The sequence below is a fragment of the Dactylosporangium sp. McL0621 genome (genome assembly GCF_049995355.1).
GTDB lineage: Bacteria > Actinomycetota > Actinomycetes > Mycobacteriales > Micromonosporaceae > Dactylosporangium.
This window is the reverse complement of sequence record NZ_CP188259.1, coordinates 3,615,033-3,639,605: the sequence shown is the minus strand read 5'-3', so window position 1 is coordinate 3,639,605 and position 24,573 is coordinate 3,615,033. Positions and strand designations below refer to the sequence as shown.

General features: G+C 73.4%; 24 protein-coding genes. 9 read left to right on the top strand and 15 right to left on the bottom strand.

Going from position 1 to position 24,573, the window contains the following annotated elements; translation table 11 throughout:
* Positions 1-107: 107 nt before the first annotated feature.
* Together ACPPVO_RS17180 and ACPPVO_RS17175 are read right to left on the bottom strand one after the other, a co-directional pair.
* On the bottom strand, positions 108-749 hold the full coding sequence (locus tag ACPPVO_RS17180) for an SRPBCC family protein (protein ID WP_426512201.1): 642 nt from the start codon (positions 747-749) through the stop codon (positions 108-110).
* Positions 746-1,090 (bottom strand): ArsR/SmtB family transcription factor, encoded by a 345-nt coding sequence (locus ACPPVO_RS17175; protein ID WP_426512200.1) that lies wholly within the window; start codon positions 1,088-1,090, stop codon positions 746-748. Before ACPPVO_RS17175 ends, ACPPVO_RS17180 begins: the two co-directional genes overlap by 4 nt.
* 70 nt (positions 1,091-1,160) lie before the next feature.
* Between ACPPVO_RS17175 and ACPPVO_RS17170 the strand changes: the two genes are divergently transcribed.
* Complete coding sequence (locus ACPPVO_RS17170) at positions 1,161-1,460, top strand: ribosomal protein L7/L12 (RefSeq protein ID WP_426512199.1); 300 nt, start codon at positions 1,161-1,163, stop codon at positions 1,458-1,460.
* 4 nt (positions 1,461-1,464) lie between these two features.
* Positions 1,465-2,193 carry a hypothetical protein gene (locus ACPPVO_RS17165; RefSeq protein WP_426512198.1) on the top strand — a complete coding sequence of 243 codons (729 nt, stop codon included), beginning with the start codon at positions 1,465-1,467 and terminating at the stop codon, positions 2,191-2,193.
* Here ACPPVO_RS17165 and ACPPVO_RS17160 read toward each other — a convergent pair.
* The 3 genes from ACPPVO_RS17160 to ACPPVO_RS17150 form a co-directional block, all read right to left on the bottom strand.
* Positions 2,156-2,842 carry a hypothetical protein gene (locus ACPPVO_RS17160; protein WP_426512197.1) on the bottom strand — a complete coding sequence of 229 codons (687 nt, stop codon included), beginning with the start codon at positions 2,840-2,842 and terminating at the stop codon, positions 2,156-2,158. The genes ACPPVO_RS17165 and ACPPVO_RS17160 overlap by 38 nt on opposite strands.
* A 413-nt stretch (positions 2,843-3,255) precedes the next feature.
* The gene (locus tag ACPPVO_RS17155; RefSeq protein ID WP_426512196.1) at positions 3,256-3,486 is read right to left on the bottom strand and encodes a hypothetical protein; all 231 of its coding nucleotides are present in this window, start codon (positions 3,484-3,486) and stop codon (positions 3,256-3,258) included.
* A 9-nt stretch (positions 3,487-3,495) separates the two neighbouring features.
* Positions 3,496-5,505 carry an MMPL family transporter gene (locus ACPPVO_RS17150; RefSeq protein ID WP_426512195.1) on the bottom strand — a complete coding sequence of 670 codons (2,010 nt, stop codon included), beginning with the start codon at positions 5,503-5,505 and terminating at the stop codon, positions 3,496-3,498.
* Between the two features lie 63 nt (positions 5,506-5,568).
* On the opposite strand from ACPPVO_RS17150, the gene ACPPVO_RS17145 reads away from it, so the two are divergent.
* Positions 5,569-6,990, top strand: a complete 1,422-nt coding sequence (locus ACPPVO_RS17145; RefSeq protein ID WP_426512194.1) for a hypothetical protein — start codon at positions 5,569-5,571, stop codon at positions 6,988-6,990.
* Between the two features lie 607 nt (positions 6,991-7,597).
* On the opposite strand, the gene ACPPVO_RS17140 is transcribed toward ACPPVO_RS17145, so the two are convergent.
* Positions 7,598-7,993: a winged helix-turn-helix transcriptional regulator gene (locus ACPPVO_RS17140; RefSeq protein ID WP_426512193.1), complete on the bottom strand. Its 396-nt coding sequence runs from the start codon at positions 7,991-7,993 to the stop codon at positions 7,598-7,600.
* A gap of 442 nt (positions 7,994-8,435) precedes the next feature.
* Here ACPPVO_RS17140 and ACPPVO_RS17135 point away from each other — a divergent pair, with 442 nt between their 5' ends.
* From ACPPVO_RS17135 to ACPPVO_RS17125, 3 genes are read left to right on the top strand one after another with little or no spacing between them, the layout of a single operon-like run.
* Positions 8,436-9,170, top strand: coding sequence for an MBL fold metallo-hydrolase (locus ACPPVO_RS17135; RefSeq protein WP_426512192.1), 735 nt, complete (start codon positions 8,436-8,438; stop codon positions 9,168-9,170).
* Between the two features lie 51 nt (positions 9,171-9,221).
* The gene (locus ACPPVO_RS17130) at positions 9,222-9,431 is read left to right on the top strand and encodes a DUF3311 domain-containing protein (RefSeq protein WP_426512191.1); all 210 of its coding nucleotides are present in this window, start codon (positions 9,222-9,224) and stop codon (positions 9,429-9,431) included.
* Positions 9,428-11,062, top strand: a complete 1,635-nt coding sequence (locus ACPPVO_RS17125) for a sodium:solute symporter family protein (protein ID WP_426512190.1) — start codon at positions 9,428-9,430, stop codon at positions 11,060-11,062. The genes ACPPVO_RS17130 and ACPPVO_RS17125 overlap by 4 nt, the downstream gene beginning before the upstream one ends.
* A gap of 31 nt (positions 11,063-11,093) precedes the next feature.
* Here ACPPVO_RS17125 and ACPPVO_RS17120 read toward each other — a convergent pair whose 3' ends face one another.
* The 3 genes from ACPPVO_RS17120 to pip all read right to left on the bottom strand — a co-directional run bounded on the left by ACPPVO_RS17120 (position 11,094) and on the right by pip (position 15,171).
* Positions 11,094-13,004, bottom strand: coding sequence for a family 43 glycosylhydrolase (locus tag ACPPVO_RS17120; protein WP_426512189.1), 1,911 nt, complete (start codon positions 13,002-13,004; stop codon positions 11,094-11,096).
* Positions 13,005-13,119: 115 nt separating this feature from the next.
* On the bottom strand, positions 13,120-14,142 hold the full coding sequence (locus ACPPVO_RS17115) for a hypothetical protein (RefSeq protein WP_426512188.1): 1,023 nt from the start codon (positions 14,140-14,142) through the stop codon (positions 13,120-13,122).
* Between the two features lie 108 nt (positions 14,143-14,250).
* The gene (pip, locus tag ACPPVO_RS17110; RefSeq protein ID WP_426512187.1) at positions 14,251-15,171 is read right to left on the bottom strand and encodes a prolyl aminopeptidase; all 921 of its coding nucleotides are present in this window, start codon (positions 15,169-15,171) and stop codon (positions 14,251-14,253) included.
* Positions 15,172-15,251: 80 nt separating this feature from the next.
* Here pip and ACPPVO_RS17105 point away from each other — a divergent pair, with 80 nt between their 5' ends.
* A complete protein-coding gene (locus ACPPVO_RS17105; RefSeq protein WP_426512186.1) occupies positions 15,252-16,550 on the top strand; it encodes a phenylacetate--CoA ligase family protein in 1,299 nt (432 codons plus the stop codon).
* 19 nt (positions 16,551-16,569) lie between these two features.
* Here the strand turns inward: ACPPVO_RS17105 and ACPPVO_RS17100 are convergent, their stop codons facing one another.
* Positions 16,570-17,901, bottom strand: coding sequence for a hypothetical protein (locus tag ACPPVO_RS17100; protein WP_426512185.1), 1,332 nt, complete (start codon positions 17,899-17,901; stop codon positions 16,570-16,572).
* A 126-nt stretch (positions 17,902-18,027) separates the two neighbouring features.
* On the opposite strand from ACPPVO_RS17100, the gene ACPPVO_RS17095 reads away from it, so the two are divergent.
* The gene (locus ACPPVO_RS17095; protein WP_426512184.1) at positions 18,028-18,975 is read left to right on the top strand and encodes a hypothetical protein; all 948 of its coding nucleotides are present in this window, start codon (positions 18,028-18,030) and stop codon (positions 18,973-18,975) included.
* On the opposite strand, the gene ACPPVO_RS17090 is transcribed toward ACPPVO_RS17095, so the two are convergent.
* The 4 genes from ACPPVO_RS17090 to ACPPVO_RS17075 form a co-directional block, all read right to left on the bottom strand.
* Positions 18,960-19,544 carry a hypothetical protein gene (locus ACPPVO_RS17090; protein ID WP_426512183.1) on the bottom strand — a complete coding sequence of 195 codons (585 nt, stop codon included), beginning with the start codon at positions 19,542-19,544 and terminating at the stop codon, positions 18,960-18,962. The genes ACPPVO_RS17095 and ACPPVO_RS17090 overlap by 16 nt on opposite strands.
* A gap of 78 nt (positions 19,545-19,622) precedes the next feature.
* Entirely contained in the window at positions 19,623-21,428 is a 1,806-nt protein-coding gene (locus tag ACPPVO_RS17085; RefSeq protein ID WP_426512182.1) for an extracellular solute-binding protein, read from the bottom strand.
* A complete protein-coding gene (locus ACPPVO_RS17080) occupies positions 21,413-21,799 on the bottom strand; it encodes a hypothetical protein (protein WP_426512181.1) in 387 nt (128 codons plus the stop codon). The genes ACPPVO_RS17085 and ACPPVO_RS17080 overlap by 16 nt, the downstream gene beginning before the upstream one ends.
* Entirely contained in the window at positions 21,796-23,103 is a 1,308-nt protein-coding gene (locus ACPPVO_RS17075; RefSeq protein ID WP_426512180.1) for an MFS transporter, read from the bottom strand. The genes ACPPVO_RS17080 and ACPPVO_RS17075 overlap by 4 nt, the downstream gene beginning before the upstream one ends.
* 126 nt (positions 23,104-23,229) lie before the next feature.
* Between ACPPVO_RS17075 and ACPPVO_RS17070 the strand changes: the two genes are divergently transcribed.
* Positions 23,230-23,838, top strand: a complete 609-nt coding sequence (locus ACPPVO_RS17070; protein WP_426512179.1) for a TetR/AcrR family transcriptional regulator — start codon at positions 23,230-23,232, stop codon at positions 23,836-23,838.
* 10 nt (positions 23,839-23,848) lie between these two features.
* On the opposite strand, the gene ACPPVO_RS17065 is transcribed toward ACPPVO_RS17070, so the two are convergent.
* Complete coding sequence (locus ACPPVO_RS17065) at positions 23,849-24,547, bottom strand: GntR family transcriptional regulator (protein ID WP_360387188.1); 699 nt, start codon at positions 24,545-24,547, stop codon at positions 23,849-23,851.
* Between the last annotated feature and the right edge of the window lie 26 nt (positions 24,548-24,573).

Here is a 24,573-nt window from a genome sequence, read left to right as displayed (position 1 = left end):
CGAGCTCGGTGCATGCAGAGCCGGAATGGGCGGCGTGGTGCGATTCATGGCACGGGGAGGGCCGACGAAAAGCCGGCCAATCGGCCGGCTTTCCTGGCGTCGGGGGTTCACCGCGGGGCGAAGTGGCCCGTCGCGAAGGCCACCGCCGCGGTGCGGTCCTCGTCGCTGGTACCCCACGCGGCCTGCACGACCGCCCCCCACGCCTCGCAGCTGCCCACCGCGAACGCCTTCGCTTCGGCGGTGTCCTGCCACGTCGCCGGGTCGAAGGCGGCCGCGCCCAGGTGCATGAACAGGCCGAGCAGGGCCAGGTCCCAGCCGCCGCCGATGCCGATCGTGCCGCCCGGGCCGAACCGGCGCACCATCTCGTCGACGATCCCGGCCGGCGCGGTGTGCTCGAGCTCGAGCGCCGTACGGTCGCCGTCCGACGGGGCCAGGCGCAGCTCGACCTCGCTCGCCATCCCCTCCCCCATGGACCAGGTGACGCGCAGCAGCCGCGGCGCCTCGCAGCGCAGGACCTCGCCGCCGGCGTTGCCCTGCAGCTGGTACGAGCCGCCGGGGCGCAGGTCACCCTCGACCGGCGCGAGCCAGCGGGCCAGGCGGGCCGGGTCGGTGCAGGCGTCCCACACGTCCTCGACGGTCGCGTCGTACGTGCGGCGCAACAGCACCGAGCGGCCGTCGCCACCGGTGGACAGCGGGGCGTTGCCCAGCTCGCGGTGGGTGGCGTTGATCTGGTTGACGAGGTCGATCACGGTTCCTCCTTGTCTCGGGCGCGGGCGCGCCGGCCCCGGGCCAGCTCGGTGGCCAGGGCGTCGAGGTGCTGGTCCCAGAAGCCGCGGAAGCGGTCCAGCCAGGCGTCGATCTCCCGGAGCGGGGCGGCGTCCACGGCGTACAGGCGGCGGGTGCCGTCCGCGCGCACCGTGGCGAAGCCCGCCTCGCGCAGCACCTTGAGGTGCTGGGAGACGGCCGGCTGGGAGATGCCGAACTCGGCCCGGACGGCCTCGCTGATCGCGCCGGCGGGCCGCTCGCCGTCGGCGAGCAGCTCCAGGATCCGCCGGCGAACAGGGTCGCCGAGCACGTCGAACGCATGCACGAGCCGAGAGTGTCATCCGCGGCTTATATAAGTCAAGGCTGAAATAGCTCGGATGCGGTTCAATGGCGGTATGGAGTGGATCCCGGCACTGATCCTGGCCGTCGTCGCGGTGCTCGCCCTGAGCACGCGCCGCGGCGGCGACCCGGACGCGGCCCGCCGCCTGGCCGCGGTCGAGCGCAAGCTCGACCTGATCATGGAGAACCTGGGCATCCAGGAGCCCGTGCCGGACATCAACCCGATGGTCCTGCAGGAGCTGCAGCAGGGCCGGAAGATCCAGGCGATCAAGGCGTACCGCGAGGCCACGGGCGTCGGCCTCAAGGAGGCCAAGGACGAGGTCGAGGCCATCGGCCGCCGCTACGGGCTGCAGTGACGCCGTGCGGTGGGGCGGGGCCCGGTGCCCGGTGCGCGACGTCGAACAGGCGTGGATCGAGCGGTCGCTCGGCTGGCTGACCGCGCAGTTCGGCCGCGCGGCGCTGTTCGGCGACGTGTTCACGCCCAGCGACGAGTACTTCCCCGGCGTCTACACGGGCAGCACCGGCGACGTCGAGGCGGTCGTGCGGCGCCTGTGCGCGCGCATGGGCGTCGAGCGCGGGGCGATCGCGCTGGAGTACGACACCGACGGCCTGGACCCCGAGCTCGCCGGGCACATACCGCTGCTCACCGACGGGAGGACGGCGGCCGGGCACTACCAGGTGCGGGACGGGCGCGCGGTCGTCACGCTCCGCGCCGACCTCACCGCCCGGCCGATGGCGCTCGTGGCCACGGTCGCGCACGAGCTCGGGCACGTGCGCCTGCTCGGCGAGGGCCGCGCCGACCCTGACGCCGGCGACCACGAGCCGCTGACCGACCTGTGTGCGCTGTACTTCGGCCTCGGCATCTTCGGGGCCAACGCCGCGTTCGAGTTCGCGCGGCGCACGCAGGGCAGGTACACGTACACGGGCACGACCCGCCTCGGCTACCTCACCGAGCCCATGTACGGCTACGCGCTGGCCCGGTACGCCTGGCTGCGCAACGAGCCCGACCCGGCCTGGGCCGGCTTCGTCGACACCAACCCGCGCGCCGTGCTCAAACAGGGTCTTCGGTACCTCGCCCGCCCGCAATGAACGCCAGCACCGCGAACAGCGCCGCCGCCGGAGCCGCGGGCGACAGGCCGAGCGACCAGTCCGGCGCCTCGGTCTGCTCCGGCAGCCGCGCCGGCAGCGGGTCGTCCATGATCGCGATGGCGACCACGGTGCCGCGCTCCTGACTCTCCGCCCGGGCCCGGTCCAGCAGCCGCTGCCGGGCCTCGGCGCTGATCCGCGTCCCGACCTCCACCTCGGTCCGCGGCTGCGCCCACGCGTAGAGCATCGGCGCCGCCAGCAGCACCAGGAACGCCACGGCGGCCAGCGCGGCCCGGTGCACCCCGCGCCGCCAGGGCAGGCACGCGGACACGGCGAGCGCGGCCAGGCCGACGACGAGCAGCGTGCCCTCGAACTCCCGCACCCCGCCGGCGGTGAGATCGATCAGCACGTTGGGGAAGCAGCGGCCACCGGTGCGCGCGTCGACGTCCAGCGCGAGGGCGGCCAGGCAGGCGATGCCGATGCGCCGGGCCACGAGGACTTGCCGGGTCCCGGTGACGCTCAGGGTGTACAGCAGGAAGGCCACCATCGTCAGGCTGCCCGTCCACGGCAGGACGTGCCCGGCGATCAGGCCGGCGACGTGGGTGGTCGCGAGCCCGGTGACCAGCAGCCGCAGCCAGCCCTGCTCCCCCATGCCTTCATCCTGCCATCAAGCGACACCCGGTGATGTCCCCGGCCGCGCCGGCGCGATATGTCGGGCGCTGGCGCGCCACGACATATCGGATTTTTCGCCTGACCGGTCATATGTCGGTTACGCCACAATCGCCAGCCGGCGCGCCACCGGCAGGCCACGCCGGCGCGCGGACAAGGAGGCCACGCCAGCGCGCGCACAGGAGAAGGCCACGCCGGCGCGCGGACAAGGAGGCCATGCCAGCGCGCGCACAGGAGAAGGCCACGCCGGCGCGCGGACAAGGAGGCCACGCCAGCGCGCGCACAGGAGAAGGCCACGCCGGCGCGCGGACAAGGGGGCCACTCCGGCGCGCGAACATAAAGGCCACGCCAGCGCGGACAAGGAGGCCGGGTCGGCGGCGTGGACACAGAGCCACGTCAGCCGCGCGGACAGGGGCCGGCGGCCAGCACGTGGTACACGTCGGCGACGAGGCGGCAGGCAACGGGCGCCGGCGCGGTGCGGGCGAACACGTGCGCCCCGGGCGGGGCCGCCGGGCACGCCGCGAGCAGCCCCAGCCCCACCACGATCGCGAGACGCACCCCGGGCCGGCGCAGCAGCGGCGCCGGCCCGGAGCACGTACCCGCGGGACAGTGGTCGAGGTCGATCACCGCGCCATGTTATCCGGCGGCGACGAGCTCGCGATCCACAGTGGATGGACGCGCCGGCGGGCGGGACGGCCACCAGTTCGCGCGGCCGAGCAGCGTCATCGTGGCCGGCACGAGCAGCATCCGCACCACGGTGGCGTCGAGCACGATGGCCACCACCAGGCCGAGGCCGATCTCCTTGATGGGCGCGAACCCGCCGAGCAGGAAGCCCGCGAACACCACCACGAGCAGCAGGGCCGCCGAGGTGACGATCCGCCCGGTCTGCTGCAGGCCGACGGCGACGGCTTCGCGGGCGTCGGCGCTCTGCAGGTACCGCTCCCGGATTCTGGCCAGGAGGAACACCTCGTAGTCGACGGAGAGGCCGAACGCGATGGCGGCGACGAGTACCGGCACGGTGAGGTCGACCGCGTCGAGCCGCCCGGTGCCGAACCAGCTCGCGAGGTGGCCGTCCTGGAACACCCACACGATCGCGCCGAACGCCGCGGCGATGCTCAGCAGGCTGGTCAGCACCGCCTTGACGGGCAGCAGGACCGAGCGGGTGAACAAGGCCAGCAGCGCGAAGGTGGCCACGAGCACGACGAGCGCGGCCCACGGCCCGTACTCGGCGAGCATGGCGCGGTAGTCGACGAGCCGCGCGGCGTCGCCGGCCACCAGCACCTCGAACGGCGCCGGCAGGTCCCGCACCGCCTGCAGGGTCGCGCGGCCGTCGGCGGTCCAGGGCTGGTGCGCCGGCGTCGCGCGCACGACGCTGACGTCGGCGGAGACCGGTACAACCTCCACTGTAGACACACCCGGCACCGAGCGCACCCGCGCGGCGAAGTCCGCGGTCGCGGCGGCGCCGGCGGGCGAGCGCACGACGGCGGCGATGGCGTCGGGGCCGACCAGGTCCGGGAAGTGCGCGGCGAGCACGTCGTACTGCTTGCGCGTCTCGGTCGTCGCCGGCAGGGCGCGCGCGTCACTGTTGGTGAGACGAAGATGCAGCGACGGTACCGCCAGCAGCAGCACTCCGGCCGCGGTGACCAGCGTGACCAGCAGCGGGCGGCGCTGGACGGCGTGGGCGAGCCGGCCGAACACGCCGGCTCCGGCCGCGGCGCGCGCCGGTTTGATCCGGCCGCCGACGAGCCGCAGCACGGCGGGCAGCAGGGTGAGCACCGCGAGCATGTCCACGACGACGACGCCGGCGCCGGCCAGGCCCATCGAGCGCAGGAACGCGTCCGGGAACACGGTGAGGCCGAGCAGGCTCGCGGCGACGGTCAGCCCGGTGACGGCGATGGTGCGGCCGGCCTTGGCGACGGCCCGCCGCAGGGCCTCGTCGCGGTCGGCGGTCTGGGCCAGTTCGGTGCGGTACCGGCTGATGAGCAGCAGCCCGTAGTCGACCGCGAGGCCCATGCTCAGCATCGTGGCGACCTGGATGGCGTAGACGCTGATGTCGGTGACGAAGCTGCCGAGGTACAGGATCCCGAAGGTGGCGCCCGTGCCGGCCAGGGCGACCATCAGGGGCATCAGCCCCGCGACGAGGCCGCCGAAGACCACGATGAGCAGGATCAGCACCACCGGCAGCGTGAAGATCTCGGCGCGCTGGACGTCGCTCTGCGCCTGCATGCCGAACTCGGTGTCCGTCAGCGGCCCGCCGGCGACCGTGATCCGGCCCGGCGCGGCCGCGCGGATGCGCTCGGCGACCGCGCCGGCCTGGGCCTCGGTCGCCTCCGCCGTGAGCGTGATGTCGGTGAGCACGGCCTGCCCGTCGGCGCTGGGCAGCGGCGGGGCAACCTCGGTCACGCCGGGCATGGTGCGCGCGGCCTCGAGCGCGGGGCCGGCGTCGGCGCCGCCGGTGACGACGACGGTGAGGTGCTGCCCGGCGGGGCCGCCGGCCTGCTCGCGCAGGTCGAGGGCGCGCTCGTTCTCGCTGCCGGGCACGGTCGCGACCTGGGCCGTGAGCTTCTCGAACACCCCGCCGCCGAAGCCGACGCCGAGCCCGACGACGCCGACCCAGATGAGGATCGTCAGTATTGTTCTGGACATGCGTCGATGCTTTCGCCGGGGCCGCCTAGTCCGCATCGCCGACAGGAGCGGGACGGATCCCTCGTGAGAGGGATCCTCCGTGCCGTCCGCACCGCCTTCCGCGCCGGCCTGCCCCTGGACGCCCGCGGCGCGCCGGTGCCGGCCTCGCTCATCGCCGAGCTGCTGCTCGACGGCCCGGCCGCGCGGCCCGGGCGCACCGCGCGCATCGACCTGAGCGGTGCGCGCATCACCGGCCGGCTCGACCTGACCGGCGCGCGCATCGACTCGCCGGTCCGGCTGCGGCGCTGCACGTTCGAGCATCCGCTGGTGCTCGACCACGCGGAGCTCGGCTCGCTGAACCTCGACGAGTGCACGCTGCCGTCGCTGGACGCCGAGTCACTGCGCGTGCGCCGCTGGTTCGGGATGCGCAGGGCGACGGTGACGGGCGAGGCCTGGTTCCACCACGTGCGGGTCGACGGCGCGCTGGACCTGTCGGGCACCGCTTTCGGCGGCGCCGTGAACCTGCAGCGCGCGGTGGTGGAGGGCGATGCGCGGATCGGGCACGGATCGACGTACGGTTGCGGCGTCCGGCTGGAGGGCGCGCGCATCGCCGGCGACCTGAACATCGCGCAGTGCACGATGCGCGCACCGGCGGACGGAGGCCCGGCGATCGCCGCGAACGGCGCCGTGGTCGGCGGCGGCGTGTGGGCCCACGAGCTGGTCGCCGAGGGCATGGTGATGTTCATCGGCCTGCGCGCCGCCGCGGCGATCGTGCTGCAGCGCTCGGTACTGCGGACTCCCGACGACTCCGCGCTGCTGCTCATCGAGGCCGAGACGCGGATGCTGACACTGCGCCCGGACCCGTCGTCGACCGGCGCCGTCGTGCTGCGCGACGCGCGCGTGGGCCGCCTGGTCGACGACCCGGTCGGCTGGCCGGCGGCGTGCACGATCGAGCTCGGGGGCCTGACGTACGATCGGATCAGCCGCCGCTCGAGCGACACGACCGCCTGGACCGCCCGCGAGCGCCTGGCCTGGATGGCGCGCTACGACCCCACGTTCGCGCCGGGCCCGTACGACCAGCTCGCCGCGGCCCTGCGCCGCGACGGCCGCGAGCAGGAGGCGCGCCAGGTCCTCCGAGTGCGCGAACGCCTGCGGCACCGCGCGATGGGCCGCCTGGGCGCGGTGTGGGGCGCGGTGCAGGACGCGACGATAGGCTTCGGCTACCGCCCGGCGCGGGCGCTGCTGTGGCTGGTGGCGGTCTTCGGCGCGGGGTCGGCGTGGTTCGCGTGGAGCGGCCCACTACCCCCGGTGAAGCCGGGCGAGTCACCGACCTGGGACCCGCTGCTGTACACCCTGGATCTGCTCGTACCGCTGGTCGACCTGGGCCACGAACACGCCTGGAACCCGGCGGGCCCGGACAAGGCGGCCGCCGTCCTGATCATGGCCGCCGGCTGGGTCCTGGCAACAACGGTGATCGCCGGCGCGGGCCGCGCCCTGCGCCGCTGAGGATTTCGGCAACGGCCGCGATCACCGGCGCGGACCATCTCCCTGCACCGCTGACGGTGGCCCTTGGCGGCTGACGGGGGCCCTTGGCGGCTGACGGGGCCCTTGGCGGCTGACGGGGGCCCTTGGCGGCTGACGGGGCCCTTGGCGGCTGACGGGGCCCTTGGCGGCTGACGGGGCCCTTGGCGGCTGACGGGGGCCCTTGGCGGCCCGGCGATCATCGATAACGACGGCGGTTCTAGAGCGGCCCATCGTAGGAGCGGCGAGGCCTTGCCCATCGACGACATGTTCGTGCGCGCCCACACACAACCACCAAAAGCGGACCGGCAGGGAAACCCCAGCAGCATGGCGCCCGGCGGCCACAATGATCGCTGGCGTCGCCCGCATCGCCGGCCGTTGAGCGCGTCTCGTCGTAGGAGCAGCGAGCCCCGCCGATCGGCGACATGTTCGTGCGCGCCCACGCACAAACCACCAACGGCGGCAGCAGCGGTGAAACCCCAGCATCGTGGCGCCCGGCGGCCACACACAACCACCGACAGCGGCACCAGCAGCGAAAAACCCAGCAGCGTGGCGCCCGGCGCCACAGCGATCACTGGCGCCGCTGGCCGTTCTAGTGCGGCCCGTCGTAGGAGCGGCGAGCCTCGTCGATCGACGACATGTTTGTGCGGGCCCACATACGGACCGCTGACAGCGGCTCGAGCAGGGAGAGCCCCAGCGGCGTCAGGGCGTACCCGGCGTCGGAGGTGCGCAGGAGGCCGTCGCGCTCCAGGCTGCGCAGCGTCTGGGTCAGCATCTTCTCGCTGATGCCCGGGGTTGATGCGCGCAGTTCGCCGAAGCGGTGCGGGGCCGTCGCGAGGCGGTCCAGCAACTGCACCGTCCAGCGGTCGGCCAGGCGAGCCAGGGTCTGGCGGGTCGCGCAGGTCTGTGGGCAGGAAAGGTCGGCGCCGGCGGGCAGCAGCGTGCCGGGCCGCGGGCGGGGAGCGGTCGGAATTGAGGGACGACGCACAGGATCGACCATAGACGCGCACTTGTCAGTGCGTACGGCTGTCCAGGTCACAGTCCGACCGGACGGGCAGCAGTCGGAAGTGAGGGACCACGCACAAAATCGGCCATCGACGCGGCACTTGTAAGTCCGCACGTCCGCGCAGCCCACGGTCCGACCCGGCGGGGAGCGGTCGGAAGTGAGGGGGGACGCACATGAACGACCATGGGCGTGCACTTGTCAGTGCGGACGTCCGCGCAGACCGCGATCCGACACGAACGGTGAGCGGTCGGAAGTGAGGGGCGACGCACAGGATCGACCGTGGACGCGGCACTTGTCGGTGCGTACGGCTGTGCAGACCGTGGTTCGACCCCGCGGGCGACGGCGGCCCGTGTGGTTGTAAGTGTGGACGCACTTGCAAGTGCGTACTTGTGCGTAAAGGACGGTTCGGCCGAGGGTTTGGGGCGTGGACATCGGCGAAACGGTCATTGAGATTGGCGAAACGCGCGTTGAGTTTGTCGTGGACGGTGAGGTTCGTGGGGCGGCTGAGGAGTTCTTTCCCGGCAGTGACTGGGGGCCGCACCGCCACCTGCTCGACCCGCACGGCAACGTGGTTGCGCGCGTCGGGGCGTTCCTCGTTCGTACATCGAGCGACACGATTCTCATCGACGCCGGCCTGGGAAGGAGCGGAAACGAAACGGAGCACGACGGCGCGCTGATCGAGAATCTCCGCAAACTCATGGTCGCGCCCGAAGAGGTTGACCTCGTCGTGCTCACCCACCTGCACCGCGACCACGTGGGCTGGGTCGGGGCCTTCCCCCGCGCCCGCTACGCCGTCGACCAGCGCGAATGGGACTACTGGAGCGACCGCCCCGGCGGCGTCGGGCCCGACCCCGACCGCGTGCTCGCACACATCGAACAGCGCCGCGAACGCCTCGACCACCCTCATCTGCACGCGATCCCCACGCCGGGGCACACACCCGGGCACACGAGCGTGCTCGTCACGAACGGCAGCGACCGGCGGCTGCTCGTCCTTGGCGACCTGGTGCACACGCGCGCGCAAATGGACGAGCCGGACTGGCGGTTCCGCTCCGATGTGGACGCCGACGAGGCCCGCAGGAGCCGCAAGGCGATCTTCCAGCAGTACCGCGACGGGCGCACGGTACTTGCCGCAGCGCACGTGAAGGGGCCTGTCGCGTGAAGTTACTTGCCAGTACCATCGCGCCACACCCCCCGCTCCGAAGGAGGCCCGATGGCACCGCCCGCCCGCCGCCGCTCAGGCTACTGGTTACTCGTCATACCTACGGTCGCGCCGCTGCTCACACCCCTGTACGACCGCGCCGACCCAGCGCTGTGGGGCGTGCCGTTCTTCTACTGGTACCAGATGGCCTGCGTCCTGCTCGCCATGCTGATCATCGCCGGGGTGCACCTGCGCAACCGCCGGCAGGAGTTCGGCCGATGAACGGCGGGGTCGAGTCCGCCGTCTTCGTCGGGCTCATGATCGCGATGCTGCTGCTCGGCGTCGGCGCGGCCCGCTGGCGGCGGCCGCGGGACATCCACAGCCTCGAGGAGTGGGGCGTCGGCGGCCGGGCCTTCGGCAACTGGACGACGTGGTTCCTGCTCGGCGGGAGCATGTACAGCGCGTACACCTTCGTCGCCGTGCCCGCCCTCACCTACGGCGTCGGCGCGATGGGCTTCTTCGCCATCCCGTTCGCGACGCTCACCACGCCGCTGTCGTTCATCTTCACCACGCGGGCCTGGTCGGTCGCGCACCGGCACGGGTTCGTGACGCCCGGGGAGTTCGCCGCCGCCCGCTTCGGCTCCCGCGGGCTGGGCGCGGCCGTCGCGCTCACCGGGATCGCGGCCACCATGCCGTACATCGCCGTGCAGCTCAGCGCGTTGCGGGCGGTGCTGCAGACGGTCGGGATGCGAGGTGAGTGGCCGCTGCTGGCCGCGGTCACGGTGGTGGCGCTGTGCACGTTCCGCTCCGGCCTGCGTGCGCCCGCGCTGCTGTCCATCGCCAAGGACGTGCTGCTGGGCTGGGTCGTCGTGGCCGCGCTGCTGATCGTGGCCATGAACGGCGGCTGGGGCGAGTCGTTCCGGCGGGCCGGCGCGCACTTCGCCGCGACCCCGTCGCCGTCCGACGGGCTGCTGCTGGGCGGGTCGGCCGGGCAGAGCGCCTACCTGACCATGGTCATCGGCTCCGCGCTGTCGATCTTCGTGTACCCGCACGCGCTCACGACGATGCTCGCCGCGAAGGACCGCTCGACGGTCCAGCGCAACACCGCCGCGCTGCCGATCTACTGCCTGGTGCTCGGGCTCATGGGCATGCTCGGCTTCTTCGCGCTGTCGCAGGGCGTGCTCCCGGTCGGCCACGACCTCAACACCGTGATGCCGCAGCTGTTCCACGCCCTCTTCCCGCCGTGGTCGTCGGGCATCGCGCTGGCCGCGTTCGGCATCGCCGCGCTCATCCCGGCCGCCGTCATGTCCATCGCCGCCGCGAACGCGTTCACGCGCTCGATCTACCGCGCGTACCTGCGCCCGGGCGCCGCCCCGGCCGAGGAGGCGCGGGTCAGCCGCTGGACGTCGCTGGTGGTGAAGGTCGGCGCGGTCGGCTGCATCCTGCTGCTCGATCCGGCGTTCTCGGTCGACCTGCAGCTGATCGGCGGGGTCATCATCCTGCAGACCATCCCGGCCGGCTTCGTGGGCCTGGTGACCGGCTGGTTCCACCGCCTGGCGCTCATCGCCGGGCTCGTCGTGGGTCTCGGGGCCGGGCTCGTGATGTTGTACCGCATCCCGCAGCCGGGTCCGGGCGGCACCATCGCCAAGGCCCACTTCGGCGGCTCGATCACCACGATCGCCGGCTGGCCGGTGTACGTCGGGATCGTCGCCCTCGCCGTGAACCTCATGGTCGCCGTGCTCGGCACTATGCTGCTGCGCGCCGCCCGGGTGCGGCCCGGCCGCGACCACACCCGCCCCGAGGACTACGACGCGGACGCCGACGACCCGATGGTCAAGCGCCTCGAGAACCTCCTCGACGGCCTGCCCAGCAGCCCCGCCGGCGTCCACGCCGTGCACCGCTATCCACGATGAACAAAAAGCTGTCCACGATGGACACGAACCGCTAGAACACGCGTAGTTCGTAGATCCGCGCCGCGCCGTCGGCACCCTGCGTCGGGGTGCCGGCGGTGAGGCGCACGTACCGCCCGGAGACCCCGCTGACCGGATGCGTCGTGTTCGCGGCGGTGTTGTTCGTGACGCCGACCGCCTGGGTCCACGTCGTGCCGTCGTTGGACACCGCGATGGTGAAGGCCCTGGTGTTGTACGCGGCCGACTCCCCGCCGGCCTGCGCGTGCGCGACCTCGAACCGGGAGATGCTCTTCGTCGCGCCGAGGTCGACCTGCAGCCAGGCCCCCGCCACCGACGAGCAGAACTTGTCGGAGTTGCCCCCGGCGACGCTGCCGTTGACCGCCTTCTCCGGGCCCTCCGACGCCGCGCACGGCGTCGAGCCGGTCGCCGGGCGGCCCTGGGCGAGGTTCGTCCCGGGCCCGGCCGGCGCGCCGACGGCCACGTTGTCGAACGCGGCCGCGGCGTTGAAGACCCGCACGCCGTCGGCCCCGGAGGCGTAGGTCGCGTCGGTCACGCTGATCCGCGGGGTGGCCAGGTCGTCGACGTACACCTTCAGCGACGATCCGACCGCGGTCACCCGCAGGTGGTAGGTCGTGCCCACGGCCACGGTGAGGTTCGCCGCGCCGAGCTGGGTCCAGTTGTTCGCGGCCCGGCCCAGCACGACCCGCCCGGCCGGGCTGATCCCGGCGTAGTAGCCGCTGTACGCGTCCGTGCCGGTCGCCGCGCCCGTGGCCCGGAACACCAGGCCCGCGTCGCCCGAGCCGGCGGTGACGGTGACGTCGGCGTCGTAGGTGAGGTCGCCGAAGTTGGTGTCCAGCAGCGCCTTGCCGCCCAGCGAGCTGCCGGCCTCGTAGCGGCCGTTGACGGCGGAGAAGCTGCCGCCGAAGGTCTTCCAGCCCAGCGCGTTGGCGTCGTTGAAGTTGTCCTTGACCCGCATGGTGACGCGCTGGATGGTGCCGTCGGCGTTGAAGTTCATGCGGTCGTAGGCGAGCTGGCGGTGGTTGCCGTCGGTCTCGCTCAGCGGCCGGCGGTGGTAGAAGATGTACCACGTGTCGGTGCCCGGCACGTTGACGACCGAGTTGTGCCCGGAGCCCTTCGCGACCGCCGGGTCCTGCGCGAGGACCTTGTCCAGCCGCGTGAACGGGCCGGTCGGGGAGTTCGCGATCGCGTACGACACCGAGTAGTCCGGGCCGGTCCAGGCGCCCTCGGACCACATCAGGTAGTACTTGCCGTTGCGCTTGAACATCTGGGGGCCCTCGACGTACCCGGACGGCGTGATCTCCTTGTAGGTGCTGCCGTCGGGGAACGTGCCGATGCTTGTCATGTCGGCGTTGAGCCGGGCGACGTTGGCGTGGCCGTGCCCGCCGTAGTAGATGTAGGCCTGCCCGTCGTCGTCGATGAAGACGTCCTGGTCGATGGGCTGGGCGCCGTTGTAGTACTGCCCGATGAGCGGCTTGCCCAGCGCGTCGCGGTAGGGGCCGGCCGGGTTGTCGGCGACGGCGACGCCGATGCCGCCCAGGGCGGAGTTGTTCTGGATGTCGTTGGCCGCGAAGTACAGGTAGTACCGGCCGTTGCGCTGGATCGGGGCCGGGGCCCACACCGCGTACGACGCCCAGGAGACGTTCGCGGTGGTGAGCACGTTCGGGTGCTTGGTCCAGGTGACCAGGTCGGTGCTGGAGAAGGCGTCGAGGTACGTCTGCTCGGCGTAGCTCTTCGACGTGGTCGGGTAGACCCAGTACGTGTTGTTGTAGACCGCGATGTCGGGGTCGGCGTACCAGCCGTCGGCGAACGGGTTGCCGGCCTCGGCGGTGGCGTACTCGGGGATCGCGGCCGCGGCGGGAACGGCGGGCGCGAGCGCGGCTAGGAGCCCGGCGGCGACGAGGCCGGCGAGCAGGCGTCTGGTCATCGGTGGCGGCTCCGATGCTCGAGGGGAAACGCTCAGGTTCCGTCAAAGATGCACACAACTCAACGGACCAGTCAAGCGTCATCGATGCAATCGGAGCCGCCGGTTCTGTCAATTCTTAACCCGCGGTGTACCCGTTCGACGTGTACGTCCGCGCCAGCGAGCCGGGGACGGTGAAGTACGCGGCGGCGACGTGCGCCGGGTCGGTCGCGAGCTCGCCGCGGCCGGGCACGTCGTTGCCGTCGTCCCAGCCCCACGGCGCGTTCGCCGAGTCGGTGGTGCAGTCCCAGGTGCCGTTGCCGCAGCTGTCCGCGCCGGTGTTCGTGTCGTCGCCGGCGAACGTGCCGTAGCCCGCGAACAGGCTCGGGTTCGCGCGCTGCGCCCACAGGCCGCCCGGCGCGAGGACGTCGATCAGCTGGTACTGCACGTCGCGGTCGTTGGCGCTGGAGGGCACCTCGGCGGTGGTCGCCGACGGGTAGTACACGATGCCGTCGCCGTCGCCGTTGTTGTCGATGTTGAAGTACGGCCACGCCTTGAGCCCGTGCCCGTGCGCCTCCTGCGCGGTCACCGGGTGCTGGAAGCCGTCGTGCGGCGACGCGGCGAGGGACAGCGTGCCGTCGATGGTCTCCCCGCCGTTGGTCCAGCCGCTGCCGGCCGGGGTGAACGAGTAGAAGTCGCTGTGCGCGACGGTCACCGCAGCGCGCAGCACGCCGTAGGCGGAGCCGTCCTTCTCGACCGCGAGGAGCACGCCCTCGGCGTCGTTCTCGTGCTCGCCCTCGAAGAACGGGTGGTCGATCCAGTCGCGCGGGTGGAAGAACATGTAGGTGAGGTACCAGTGGGTACCCGTCTCGACCACCGAGTAGTACACGTAGGCCCGCAGCGCGTAGCCCGGCGCGTGCTCCCAGTTGTTGCGGCCCACGAGGTCGCCGTCGTAGTCGACCTTGCTGAGGTAGTCGGCCCGGCCGCCGATCGCGTGCGCGCCGGTCTGGTCGACGTCCTGGTAGTGGATCGGCGCCCAGCGCAGCGCCAGCGCCGCGGGGGTGACCGCCGCCCGCGCCGGCGCCGCGAAGCCGAGCGCGACGAGGGTCGCGGCCGCCGCCGTGGCCAGCGCGAGCCCGGCCGTCCTGATCCGGTGATTCATGGGCATCCCTAACGTGCGAACCGTCGATTGACGGACGCGAATGTAGGAATGCATCGACGACGCTCGATGACTCGGTGGCGTACGCCGGACGAATCGTGGTGGAACGAGTCAGATGACGCGGTTCAGGGCCGCCCGGATCGCCGCGGCGGTCGCGGGCCCGCCGGTGTGCCCGTCGCCGACCACGACCAGCTCGCTGCCGGGCCAGGCGCGCGACAGCCGCCAGGCGTTCTCGAGCGGGCCGCCGAGGTCGAGCCGGCCGTGGATGAGCACGCCCGGCACGCCGCCGAGCCGGGCGGCCCCGGCGACGAGGTCGACGCCGTCGAGGAAGCAGCCGCGGGCGAAGTAGTGGGTGCAGATGCGCACGAAGGCGAGCAGGGCCCGGGGCGGGCGGTCGCTGTACGCATTCGGCTTGCCCTGAGCCTCGTGGGCGATGACCGCGTCCTCCCAGGTGACCCACTCCCGGGCGGCGCGGTCACGGGTCGCCGGGTCGGCCATGAGGCGGTCGTAGGCGGCGGGGAGGTCGTCGGCGTGCCCGGCGAAGGCGCTGAACCGGTGCCACTGCTCGGGCACGAACCGGCCGACGCCGCGGTACAGCCACTCCAGCTCCGCCCGCGTGCCCGTCGTGACGCCGGCGAGCACGACGGCCGCGACCCGGTCCGGGTAGCGCTCGGCGTAGGCCAGGATGAGGGTCGAGCCCCAGCTCCCGCCGTACAGCAGCCAGCGCTCGACGCCGAGGTGCTCCCGCAGCCGCTCCATGTCGGCCAGGAGGTGGCCGGTGGTGTTCGCGCTCAGGTCGGCCCCCGGCTCGCTCGCGTGCGGGGTGCTGCGGCCGCACATGCGCTGGTCGAACTGCACGATGCGGTACCGGCCGGGGTCGAAGAGCCGCCGCACGCCGGGCGAGGAGCCCGAGCCCGGGCCGCCGTGCACGACGAGCGCGGGCACGCCGGCCGGGTTGCCACCGACCGAGTAGTACATCCGGTGCCCGTCGCCGACGTCGAGCAGCCCTTCGTCGTACGGATCATCGATCATGATCTTCCTTATCGATCGTTTGGGTCGGGAATGCGACCGGGGCCTTGATATTGACATTGATCGTCACTGCGATGGACCGCATGAGCCAGGGTGCGGCGGTCGCCGTTCGCGAGCTGTGGTACGTCGCCGCCGCGCTTGTCGCGCCGCGGCGGTCCGTGGCGGCGATCGAGCGCCGCCGGCTCGACGGGGTCAACGCCATGCTCGCGGCCGCCCGCGCCGACGTCGAGCACTACCGCGACCCCGCCTACGCGCGCCCGCTGGCCCGCCTGGCCGACCTCGCGCGCCTGCCCATCATCGGCAAGGCCGAGGTGCGCGCGCGGCCCGAGCGCTTCCACGCCCCCGAGCGCGGCTGGTTCCAGACCGACACCACCGCCGGCTCGACCGGCTCGGTGCTCAAGGTGCGCCACGACGCCGGCGCCTACGGCTACCACGGCGCCACCCTGCTGCGCCGGTTCCTGCGGGCCGGCTGCCGTCCCTGGTGGACGATCGCGCACCTGAAGCCGTTCCCCCGGCCGAGCCGGTGGTTCCAGCGCTTCGGGCTGTTCCGGCGCACCGTGGTCCACGCCGGGCGGCCCGGCCGGGAGCTGGCCGAGGCCGTCCTGGCGCTGCGGCCCGGCGTGCTCATGGGCTACCCGGTGATGCTGCGCGCCGTGCTGCGCGAGCTGAGCCCGGAGGAGCTCGCCCGGCTGCGGCGCTCGCTGCGGCTCGTCCTCAGCGAGTCGGAGCTGCTCACCGCGGAGACGCGGGCGCTGCTCACCGAGGGCTTCGGGGTGCCGGTGCGCGACGAGTACTCGGCGTTCGAGGTGCTCACCATCGCCACCGAGTGCCGGCACGGGTCCATGCACGTCGACGCGGACCGGGTCGTGTTCGAGGTGGTCGACCCGGACGACGGGCGCCCGGTGCCGCCCGGGACGCCCGGCGTGGCCGTCGTGACGCACTTCCGGGAGCGGGCGATGCCGCTGGTGCGGTACCGCATCGACGACCGCGTCGCCGAGGTGCCCGGCGCGTGCCCGTGCGGCAGCCGGTTCGGCCGGATGCGCCTGCTCGACGGGCGCATCGAGGACAGCCTGGTGCTGCGCGACGGTACCGTCGTCTACTTCGGCGCGTTCGCGGCCGTGACGCTCAAGCAGCCGGGCATCGCCGAGTTCTCGGTGCGCCAGGACGAGGCCGGCGACGTGACGGTCTCGCTGCAGCTGGACCCGGCGGCCGGGCTGGGCTTCGACGAGGTCTGCGACGGCGTGCGCGGGATGCTGCGCGAGCTGCTCGGCTTCGACCTGCCGCTGCACTTCCGGCGCATCGACCGGCTCGAGCTCACGCCGGGCGGGAAGGCCCGCCTGGTGCGGTCGCGCTACCGGCCGGACGGCGGGCCGTCATCGTGAACGACCACGGCACCCGCGCTCACGCCGGGCCGGAAGGTCCGCCCCGCGCGGTCGCGGCACCGGCCGGGTGGCGGGCCGCCGCGAACAGCCACGGCACCCGCGCGAGCCAGCCGGCCGCCAGCGCCACCAGTGCTCCGGCCGCGCCGCCGCCGGGGATCAGCAGCAAGCCGGCCAGGGCCACGACGCCGAGGCCGGCCAGGGCGCTCAGCGCCGAGTTGAGCCGGGCCCGGTCGTCGATGCTCTCCACCACGAACGCCGCGCCCGACACCGCCAGGAACGTGGCGATCTCCACCGCCAGCGCGACGACCAGGTGCCCGGCCAGGCCCGCGGCGACCGTCGCGACCACCCCGGCCAGGCCCGCCCCGACGAGCCCGCGCCGTACCCGGGCGGGCGAGCCGGCCGGGTCGGCCGCCAACCAGACGAGGATCGCAGGTTGCCAGAGCCGCAGGACGTAGTTGCTCAGCGCGCCGAGCGCAACCGAGACGGTGAGCCCGATGTAGAGCAGGCTGCCCTGGGCCGCCGGGGCGAGGGCGGCCAGCTCGGCGTAGAGCACGGACACGGCGGCGTTGCCGAGCACGTCGCCGGCCGCGAAGAGCCCGCCGGTGCGCACGGCGGCGACGACGGCCGCGCGCCCGGCCCCGCGCCACGCCGGCCGCAGCACGGCCAGCAGCACGGCGACGATGGCGGCGGTGACGGCGATGAGGAACGCGAGCACCCCACCGGCCCCGAACCCGGCCAGGGCGGCGAGGGCGACCGCGGCCCCGTACGCGGCCGAGAGCACGGCATAGGCCGCCGGATCGGCCCCGGGCCGGCCCCGCAGCCGCAGCAGGGCGACGAGCACGGCGAGGGCGCCGGTGCCGGTCATGAAGGCGATCCCGGCCGTGTACCGCGGGCCGGCACCCCCGGGATCCAGCAGCTGGGCCGCCGCGCACGCCGCCAGCGCCAGCGCGAACGGGAACAGTCCGAGCGCCGCGAACATCCCCTCGAGCGCCCGCCGACCGGGCCCGACGGGCGCACCGGCAGCACCGCGCATCGACTCGACCGTGCCGTCCGCGCCGACGCCGACCGACCCGGCCGGGACGACGGGGACCGGGGCCACGGGGGCGCCCTCGGCGACGGGAACCGGTTGGACCAAGTCGGCCGCGGCGACCGGGGGCAGCGTGACCAGGGCGGACCGCTCCACCCCGGTGGCGGCCAGGGCGAAGGCCCACAGCCCGACGCCGACCGCCGCCGCGTAGCCCGCGAACTCGTCCGGCCCCCACACGGCCAGCAGCGCGAACCCGGCGCCGTACTGGGCCAGCCGCCCGGCTCCGCGTCCGGCGAGCAGCAGGGCGACCGTGCGAGCGCGCATGCGGCCATTGAAGCATCCGCATCCGAGCTCGTCCTCGAGCTCGCCGACCCGCTCTCCCCCACGCCGCCGCCCGGCTGGGCCGAGGCGATCCGGCACGCGGGCCTGCACCACCTGTGGGACTGGCCGGTGATCCACACGATCGCGGCCGAGCGCGGCGGCGGCGTGATCGCCGGGGTGTTCCGTGCCGGCGGCCGGCCGATCGGGCTGGCCGGGGCGCGCGTGCACGGGCTGGGCCGGCGCCGGGTGCTGGCGGGCGTGGCCGACGTCGAGCACCCGGCGATCGGCGCGCTGCCCGGCCTGGGCCTGCCCGACGGGCTGCCGGGCACGCTGGACCCGGCCGGGCGCCCGGGGCCGGAGCTGCTGGGCGCGGCGGTGCTCGCGTTCGAGCGGGCCGTGCGGGCCGAGTTCGGGCCGAGGGTCCCCGCGGTCGCCTATCGCCAGGTGTACCGCACCGAGCTGCCCGTGTTCCTGCCCGGCGTCACGCTCGTGCGGGCCGGGGCCCCGGTCGCCGTGCTGCGCAACCGGTTCGGCGGCTACGAGGCGTACCTGGCCTCGCTGAGCAAGTCGCGCCGGGGCGACCAGCGCCGGCTGCTGCGGCGCATCGACGCCGACCCGGACACCGTGGTCTGGTCGGGCCCGCCGGCCGAGTCGGGCGTCGACCTGGCCGAGCTGCACCGGCTCACCGCCGACGCGGCCCGGCGCAACCACACCCGGCGCTGGCCGCCGCTGCGCATGTGGTCCCTGCGGCTGTTCACGACCATGCTCGGCCTGCCGGACGTGCGCATGCTGACGTACAAGGAGCCCGACGGCACCCTGATCGCGGCGACGGCGATGTTCGACCACCCGGTCGCGCCGCTGCTGGGCCCGTGGGGCGCGCCCCCGCTGGGCGACCGCCGCACCGGCCTGTGGTTCGACCAGTTCAGCCGGCAGCTGCGCGACCTCCTCGACGCCGGGCGGCCGCTGGTGCTGGCCGGCAAGGGGGCGCGCGAGGCCAAGGAGTCGCTCGGCTTCACGTTCGAGCCCCAGTGGACGGTGCTGCGCCGGCTGGGGCGCTCCGCTCAGAAGTCGTCGTAGCCGAACACCGCCATGCCGAAGGCGGCCAGCATCGCCACCACCCACAGGCCCTGCACGACGCGCAGGGCGATGGTCCAGCCGTGCGAGGTGTGCGCGCACGGCTCCAGGCTCGGCCGGTGCCGCCCTGACGGGTCGGCGCGCACGCGGGTGTGGTCGCCGGGGTCGAGGCCCTTGTCGTCGCAGTAGATCCAGCCGAGGTCGCGCTCGGTGCGCAGGTCGCTCACCCGGTACCGCCAGGCGCATCCGCTGTCCGAGGACTGGCAGTCCTTGTCCATGACGGCGACCGCCTGCCACTGTTCCGAGTGGATCTCGACGTCGACGGTGGTGAGCCAGATCAGGGCCCAGACGAGCGCCAGCGCCGGCACCGCGAGCGCGCAGCCGGCCTCCTCGCCGCCGTCGAGCGCGACGAGGGCCGGCACGAACGACACGACCACCCAGGCGACCAGGCCGACGGCCAGCGTCGCGATCCCGCGCCACCAGCCCGTGGAGCCGATGTGCCCGGCCCAGATGCACAGCCCGGCCGCCCCGGCGACGACCGCGGCGGCCGCCAGCCCCCTCAGGTACCTCATCCCGCACCGCCTCCCCCGCGGCGCCGGCGAGCATCACCGGCAGCCGCGAGGATATCCACCCCGGACAATGCCCCGGCATCAGAAATTGCTGAGCACCGAGACGAAGACATCGTTGATGCTCGACGGGTTGCGGGCATCGTAGGCCGCGGCCCGCGACGAGCGCGCGATGCTCGACAGGGTCTTGAGGTCGGACTTGTCGCCGAAGGCGATCGCGAAGACCCGCACCGAGCGCTCCAGGCTGTCGGCGTTGACGTCGCGCAGCAGCGCGTCGAGGTCGTTGTCGCGCGGGTACTCGTTCTTGCCGTCGGTCAGCAGCACGATCGCGTTGATCCGGTCGGTCGCGTACCCCTGGACCATGCTCTGCTGGGCGGCCCGGACGGTCGTGTACAGGGCCGTGCCGCCCTCGGGGTGCAGGCCCTGGATCGCCGTGGTGAGCGGCCTCTGGTTGTCGCGCATCGGGCCGAAGGGGACGACCTCGGCGTACGGCCGCGGGCCCCCGGCCTCCTCGGTCGAGAACTGCCACAGCGACACCTCGTCGTCGGGGTGCAGCCGCTTGAGCCCCTCGATCGCGGCGGCCTTCGCGGCCTCCAGCCGGGTCCGCCCGCCGCCCGCCGGCTCGTTCATCGAGCCTGAGACGTCCATGACGAGCAGCACCCGCGCCTTCTTGCGCAGGTCGTCCCAGCCGGCCAGCATGCGGGACAGGATCTGCGGGGCCGGCGGGTCGATGAGCGACAGCGCCGGCTCGCTCGCGGGCAGCCCGATCGCCGTGGCCAGCGCGGGGCCGGCCCGGCCCTGGTAGTCGCGGAAGCCGAGGTCGGCGAGACGCTGCTGCTGCGCCGGCTGCCGCAGGAAGCCGAGGAAGTCCGCGGCCGCGGCCCGCTGCTCCGCCGTCGCCGAGGCCAGGACCACGTACGGGTGGTCCATCATCAGCGTGCCGTCCTTCGGGTGGATCGCCACCAGCGGCACGCTCGGCCGGCGGCCCTTGCCGATCTGCGCGGGGTCGCCGTCGGGGGCGCCGGAGTCGTACAGGTACAGCAGCTGCTCCTGCATGGCGATCGCGCTGACGTACGACGTCGAGCGGCCCTGCGCGTCGGCCTCGGCCAGGTTGCCGAGGAACTTCACGGCGTCGTCGGCGTAGTGCACGACGCTGGCCTCGACCCCGCGCACGAAGTCGCGCACCTGCGGCCGGGCCAGGTCGGCGTCGGTGAGGTCGCTGGACTTGCCGCTCGCCGCGTAGTACGCCGCGGCGGTGGCGGCCAGGCCCGACGTGGACAGGTGGGGGTTGTCCTTGCCGAGCGTGAACCGGCCCCACTCCGGGTGCCCGTAGGCGCCCCAGCCGCGCGGGTCGCTTGCGAGGGCGAGCACGTCGGCCCAGCCGAGCGGCTTGCCCGGCCAGCCCAGCGCCTCGGCCATCGGCTTGGGCATGGCGATCGTCAGCGGGCTCTGCGCGATCGAGGGCACGTCGGCGTCCGGGGTGTCGTCCAGCGGCGCGGCCCGGTCGGTGCCGGTGGCGCGCTCGCGGGCGAGGCCGAGCCACAGCGACGACGAGGGCGCCCACACCTGCGGGGCGGGCCCGTCGGCGCCGGTGTTCCAGCCGGCCACGATGGACTCCATCGCCGCGCCGGAGGTCTTCTTGTGCACCGAGACCCCGGCGCAGTGCCCGTCGAAGACGCGGCCCGCGGTGTTGTACCGCGACGCCAGCTCCGCGAGCAGGTCGCCCTTCTCGGTGGAGGCGCTGACCTCGATCTGCACGCAGTCGCCGCGCCCCCGGTTGCCCTCGGCCTCGCCGTCCGGCCGCAGCCACACGTAGGTGCCGGCGACGGCGATGACGCCCACGACCACCGCCGCCGCCAGCGGGGCCCGCCGCCTCAGTCCGGCCGGCACCAGTACCTCACCTCGTCCTTGGACAGGTTCACGATGAGCGCGATGTTGACGACGATGCCGACCAGCGCCTGGAGCACGACGCCGGACGCGAGCGTGACCAGGCCGCTGAGTCCATTGAGGACACACACCGCGATCGCGATGCGGCGGGCCCACTCCCGGCCGAGGAACACGAAGACCCCGGCGAGGATCTCGGCGGCGGCGAGGACCGCCCCGGCGTAGACGGCGAAGGTGACGAAGCCCGGGATGTCGTCCTCGCCGGCGACCAGCCCGGCGAGGAACAGCGACAGCACGGTGCCGAGCAGGCCGAAGCAGAAGAGCAGGATCGAGACGGTCCAGACCTCGCGGGGCCGCTTGGTGATCGGCGTCGTCACGGGGCCACCTCCGCCAGCCGCAGGCTCGGCCGCGGCTCGTCCTCGGCGAAGGCGAGGCCGACGCCGGTCAGGGCCAGGGCGGCCAGGACGTAGATCGAGACGCTGAGCGCGGTGCCGGTCGAGGCCACGAGCTTGACCGCGATGATCGGCGCGAGGGCCCCGCCGAAGATGCCCGCGATCTGGTACCCCATCGAAGCACCGGAGTAGCGCAGGCGCGCGGCGAACTGCTCGGCCACGAAGGCGGCCTGCGGCCCGTACATGGCCGCGTGCGCGACGAGCGCGACGACAACGGCGAGCACGATCGCCGCCCGGTTGCCGGTGTCCAGCAGCGGGAAGAACGCGAACGCCCACAGCGCGGCGCCGATCGCGCCGGCCGCGTACACGGGCCGGCGCCCCACCCGGTCCGACAGCGCGCCGAACAGCGGGATGAGCACGAGCTGCAGCGCGGAGCCGATCAGCACCGCCGAGAGCGCGACGCCGCGGGGCAGTTTCACGGTGCCGGTCACGTACGTCAGCACGTACAGCGTGAACACGTAGAACGCGACGTCGGTGCCGATCCGGGCCGCCATCGCCACGAGCAGGCTGCGCGGGTGCTTGACGAGCACCTCGACCAGCGGCATCCGGGCCGCCTCCGCGGTGGTCCGCACCTCGGCGAACTGCGGCGACTCGGCGACCGCGAACCGGATCCACAGGCCGACGAGCACGAGCACGCCGGAGAGCAGGAACGGCAGCCGCCAGCCCCACGACAGGAACGCGGCGTCGGACTGCACGGCGTTGAGCACCCACAGCACGCCGGCCGCGAGCAGGTTCCCCGCCGGCACCCCGACCTGCGGCCACGACGCGTTGAGCCCGCGCCGCTCGTCGGAGCCGTGCTCCATCGTCATCACCACGGCGCCGCCCCACTCGCCGCCGAGGCCGAGGCCCTGCAGGAACCGCAGCGTCACCAGCAGGATCGGGGCCGCGGCGCCCCACGTGGCGTAGGTCGGCAGCAGCCCGATGGCGAAGGTCGCCCCGCCCATGAGCACCAGCGTCACGACGAGCACGCCCTTGCGCCCGGCGCGGTCGCCGAAGTGGCCGAAGACGATCCCGCCGAGCGGCCGGGCCACGAAGCCCACGGCGTAGGTGGCGAAGGCGAGCAGGGTGGCCGTCATGCTCGCGAACGACGGGAAGAACAGCTTGCCGAAGACGAGGGCCGCGGCCGAGCCGTAGAGGAAGAAGTCGTACCACTCCAGTGAGGTACCGACCAGGGCGGCGAGAATGACCCGCCGCGGTGCTGAGTGGTGCTGGTTTATCCGCTCTGCCATGGGTGGGCTCCTAACGGATCGCGAGACCAGGCTCACCGCTCAAGGTAGAGGATTGTTCAACGATTCAGCAATAGGAGGTTTTCTATCACTTGACGGAGTGAGTACTCACTCCGTAGTCTGGACGCCATGACGGACAGCAACGCCCCCCGGCGGCGCGCGCCGGGCATGAGCACCGAGCAGCGCCGCGAGATGATCGTGCAGACCGCTTTGCCGCTGGTCGCCGAGTACGGCAGCAACGTCACCACGGCCCAGATCGCCCGCGCCGCCGGCATCGGGGAGGCCACGATCTTCCGGGTCTTCGCCGACAAGGAGGAGCTCATCCAGGCGTGCATCGCGCGCGCCCTCGACCCGACGCAGCTCATCGACCACCTCGAGACCATCTCGCTGGAGCAGCCCCTCGCCGACCGCCTGCTCGAGGCGGCTGAGGCGGTGCAGGGCCACTTCGGGCGGATGGGCGCCGTGCTCGGCTCGCTCGCCGCGACGGGCCGGCCGCTGCAGCGCACCCCGCCCACCGCCGAGGACGGCCGGCGGGTGCGCCGCGACGAGTCCCAGGCCGCGACGAAGACCGCGATCGCGGACCTGTTCCAGCCCGACCAGGCTCAGCTGCGCGTGCCCGCCCCGGCGGCCGCCGAGGTGTTCCTGGGCTTCATGTTCGCCCGGGGCCGCTCACCGCTCACGGCGGACGTGGAGGCGGCCGACCTGGTGGACCTGTTTCTGCACGGCGCCCTCAAGTAGGCGCCGGCCCTCACGCCTCGAACGCGTCCAGCAGCTGCCGCTCGGCCGCGTCGAGGTAGACCGCCAGCGCCTTGTCGGCGGCCCGGGCGTCGCCGGCTGCGAGCAGCTCGTAGATCTTGCGGTTGGTCAGCAGGTACGGCTCGTGGAACTCCCGCGGCGCCGACATCACCAGGAACACCAGCCGGAGCTCGGCCAGCAGCCGGCGCACCGTCTCGCTCACCCGGCGACTGCCCGCCAGGCCCGCCACGGCCTGGTGGAACCGCATGTTCGCGGTGCCGACCTCGACCCAGGCGCCCCGCGCCGCCGCCTCCTCGGCCGACTCCACCGCCTCCCGGATGGGCTCGAGCGCGCCCGGCGGCGCGGCCTGCACCCCGCGCACCGCGGCCCCCTCCAGGATGCGGCGGATCGCATACAGGTCGCGCACGTCGTCGGCGGTCAGCTCGCGGACGAACACGCCGCGGTTGAACTCGTGCGTCAGCAGCCCCTCGTGGGACAGCAGCCGGAAGGCCTCACGGAGCGTGTTGCGCGAGACCCCGAGCGCCTCGCGCAGCGCCTCCTCGCTCAGCCGCGTGCCGGGCGGGAACACGCCCTGCGTGATGCGGTCGCGCAGCACGTCGGCGACCCGCTCGCCGTAGCCGCCGCGGTCGAGCTGGGCCCGGTCGTCGGCCAGCGCGAGGGTCCAGTCACCGGCAGGGGCAGCACGCGTCACGCTGTGCAGCATCGCACAATGGCGGA

Coding starts and splice junctions, on each gene's coding strand:
- ACPPVO_RS17170 (WP_426512199.1), top strand. CDS start 1,161: ATGGAGTGGATCCCGGCACTGATCCTGGCCGTCGTCGCGGTGCTCGCC.
- ACPPVO_RS17160 (WP_426512197.1), bottom strand. CDS start 2,842: ATGGGGGAGCAGGGCTGGCTGCGGCTGCTGGTCACCGGGCTCGCGACC.
- ACPPVO_RS17150 (WP_426512195.1), bottom strand. CDS start 5,505: ATGTCCAGAACAATACTGACGATCCTCATCTGGGTCGGCGTCGTCGGG.
- ACPPVO_RS17130 (WP_426512191.1), top strand. CDS start 9,222: ATGGCACCGCCCGCCCGCCGCCGCTCAGGCTACTGGTTACTCGTCATA.
- ACPPVO_RS17125 (WP_426512190.1), top strand. CDS start 9,428: ATGAACGGCGGGGTCGAGTCCGCCGTCTTCGTCGGGCTCATGATCGCG.
- ACPPVO_RS17120 (WP_426512189.1), bottom strand. CDS start 13,004: ATGACCAGACGCCTGCTCGCCGGCCTCGTCGCCGCCGGGCTCCTAGCC.
- ACPPVO_RS17115 (WP_426512188.1), bottom strand. CDS start 14,142: ATGAATCACCGGATCAGGACGGCCGGGCTCGCGCTGGCCACGGCGGCG.
- pip (WP_426512187.1), bottom strand. CDS start 15,171: ATGATCGATGATCCGTACGACGAAGGGCTGCTCGACGTCGGCGACGGG.
- ACPPVO_RS17105 (WP_426512186.1), top strand. CDS start 15,252: ATGAGCCAGGGTGCGGCGGTCGCCGTTCGCGAGCTGTGGTACGTCGCC.
- ACPPVO_RS17100 (WP_426512185.1), bottom strand. CDS start 17,901: ATGCGCGCTCGCACGGTCGCCCTGCTGCTCGCCGGACGCGGAGCCGGG.
- ACPPVO_RS17090 (WP_426512183.1), bottom strand. CDS start 19,544: ATGAGGTACCTGAGGGGGCTGGCGGCCGCCGCGGTCGTCGCCGGGGCG.
- ACPPVO_RS17075 (WP_426512180.1), bottom strand. CDS start 23,103: ATGGCAGAGCGGATAAACCAGCACCACTCAGCACCGCGGCGGGTCATT.
- ACPPVO_RS17070 (WP_426512179.1), top strand. CDS start 23,230: ATGACGGACAGCAACGCCCCCCGGCGGCGCGCGCCGGGCATGAGCACC.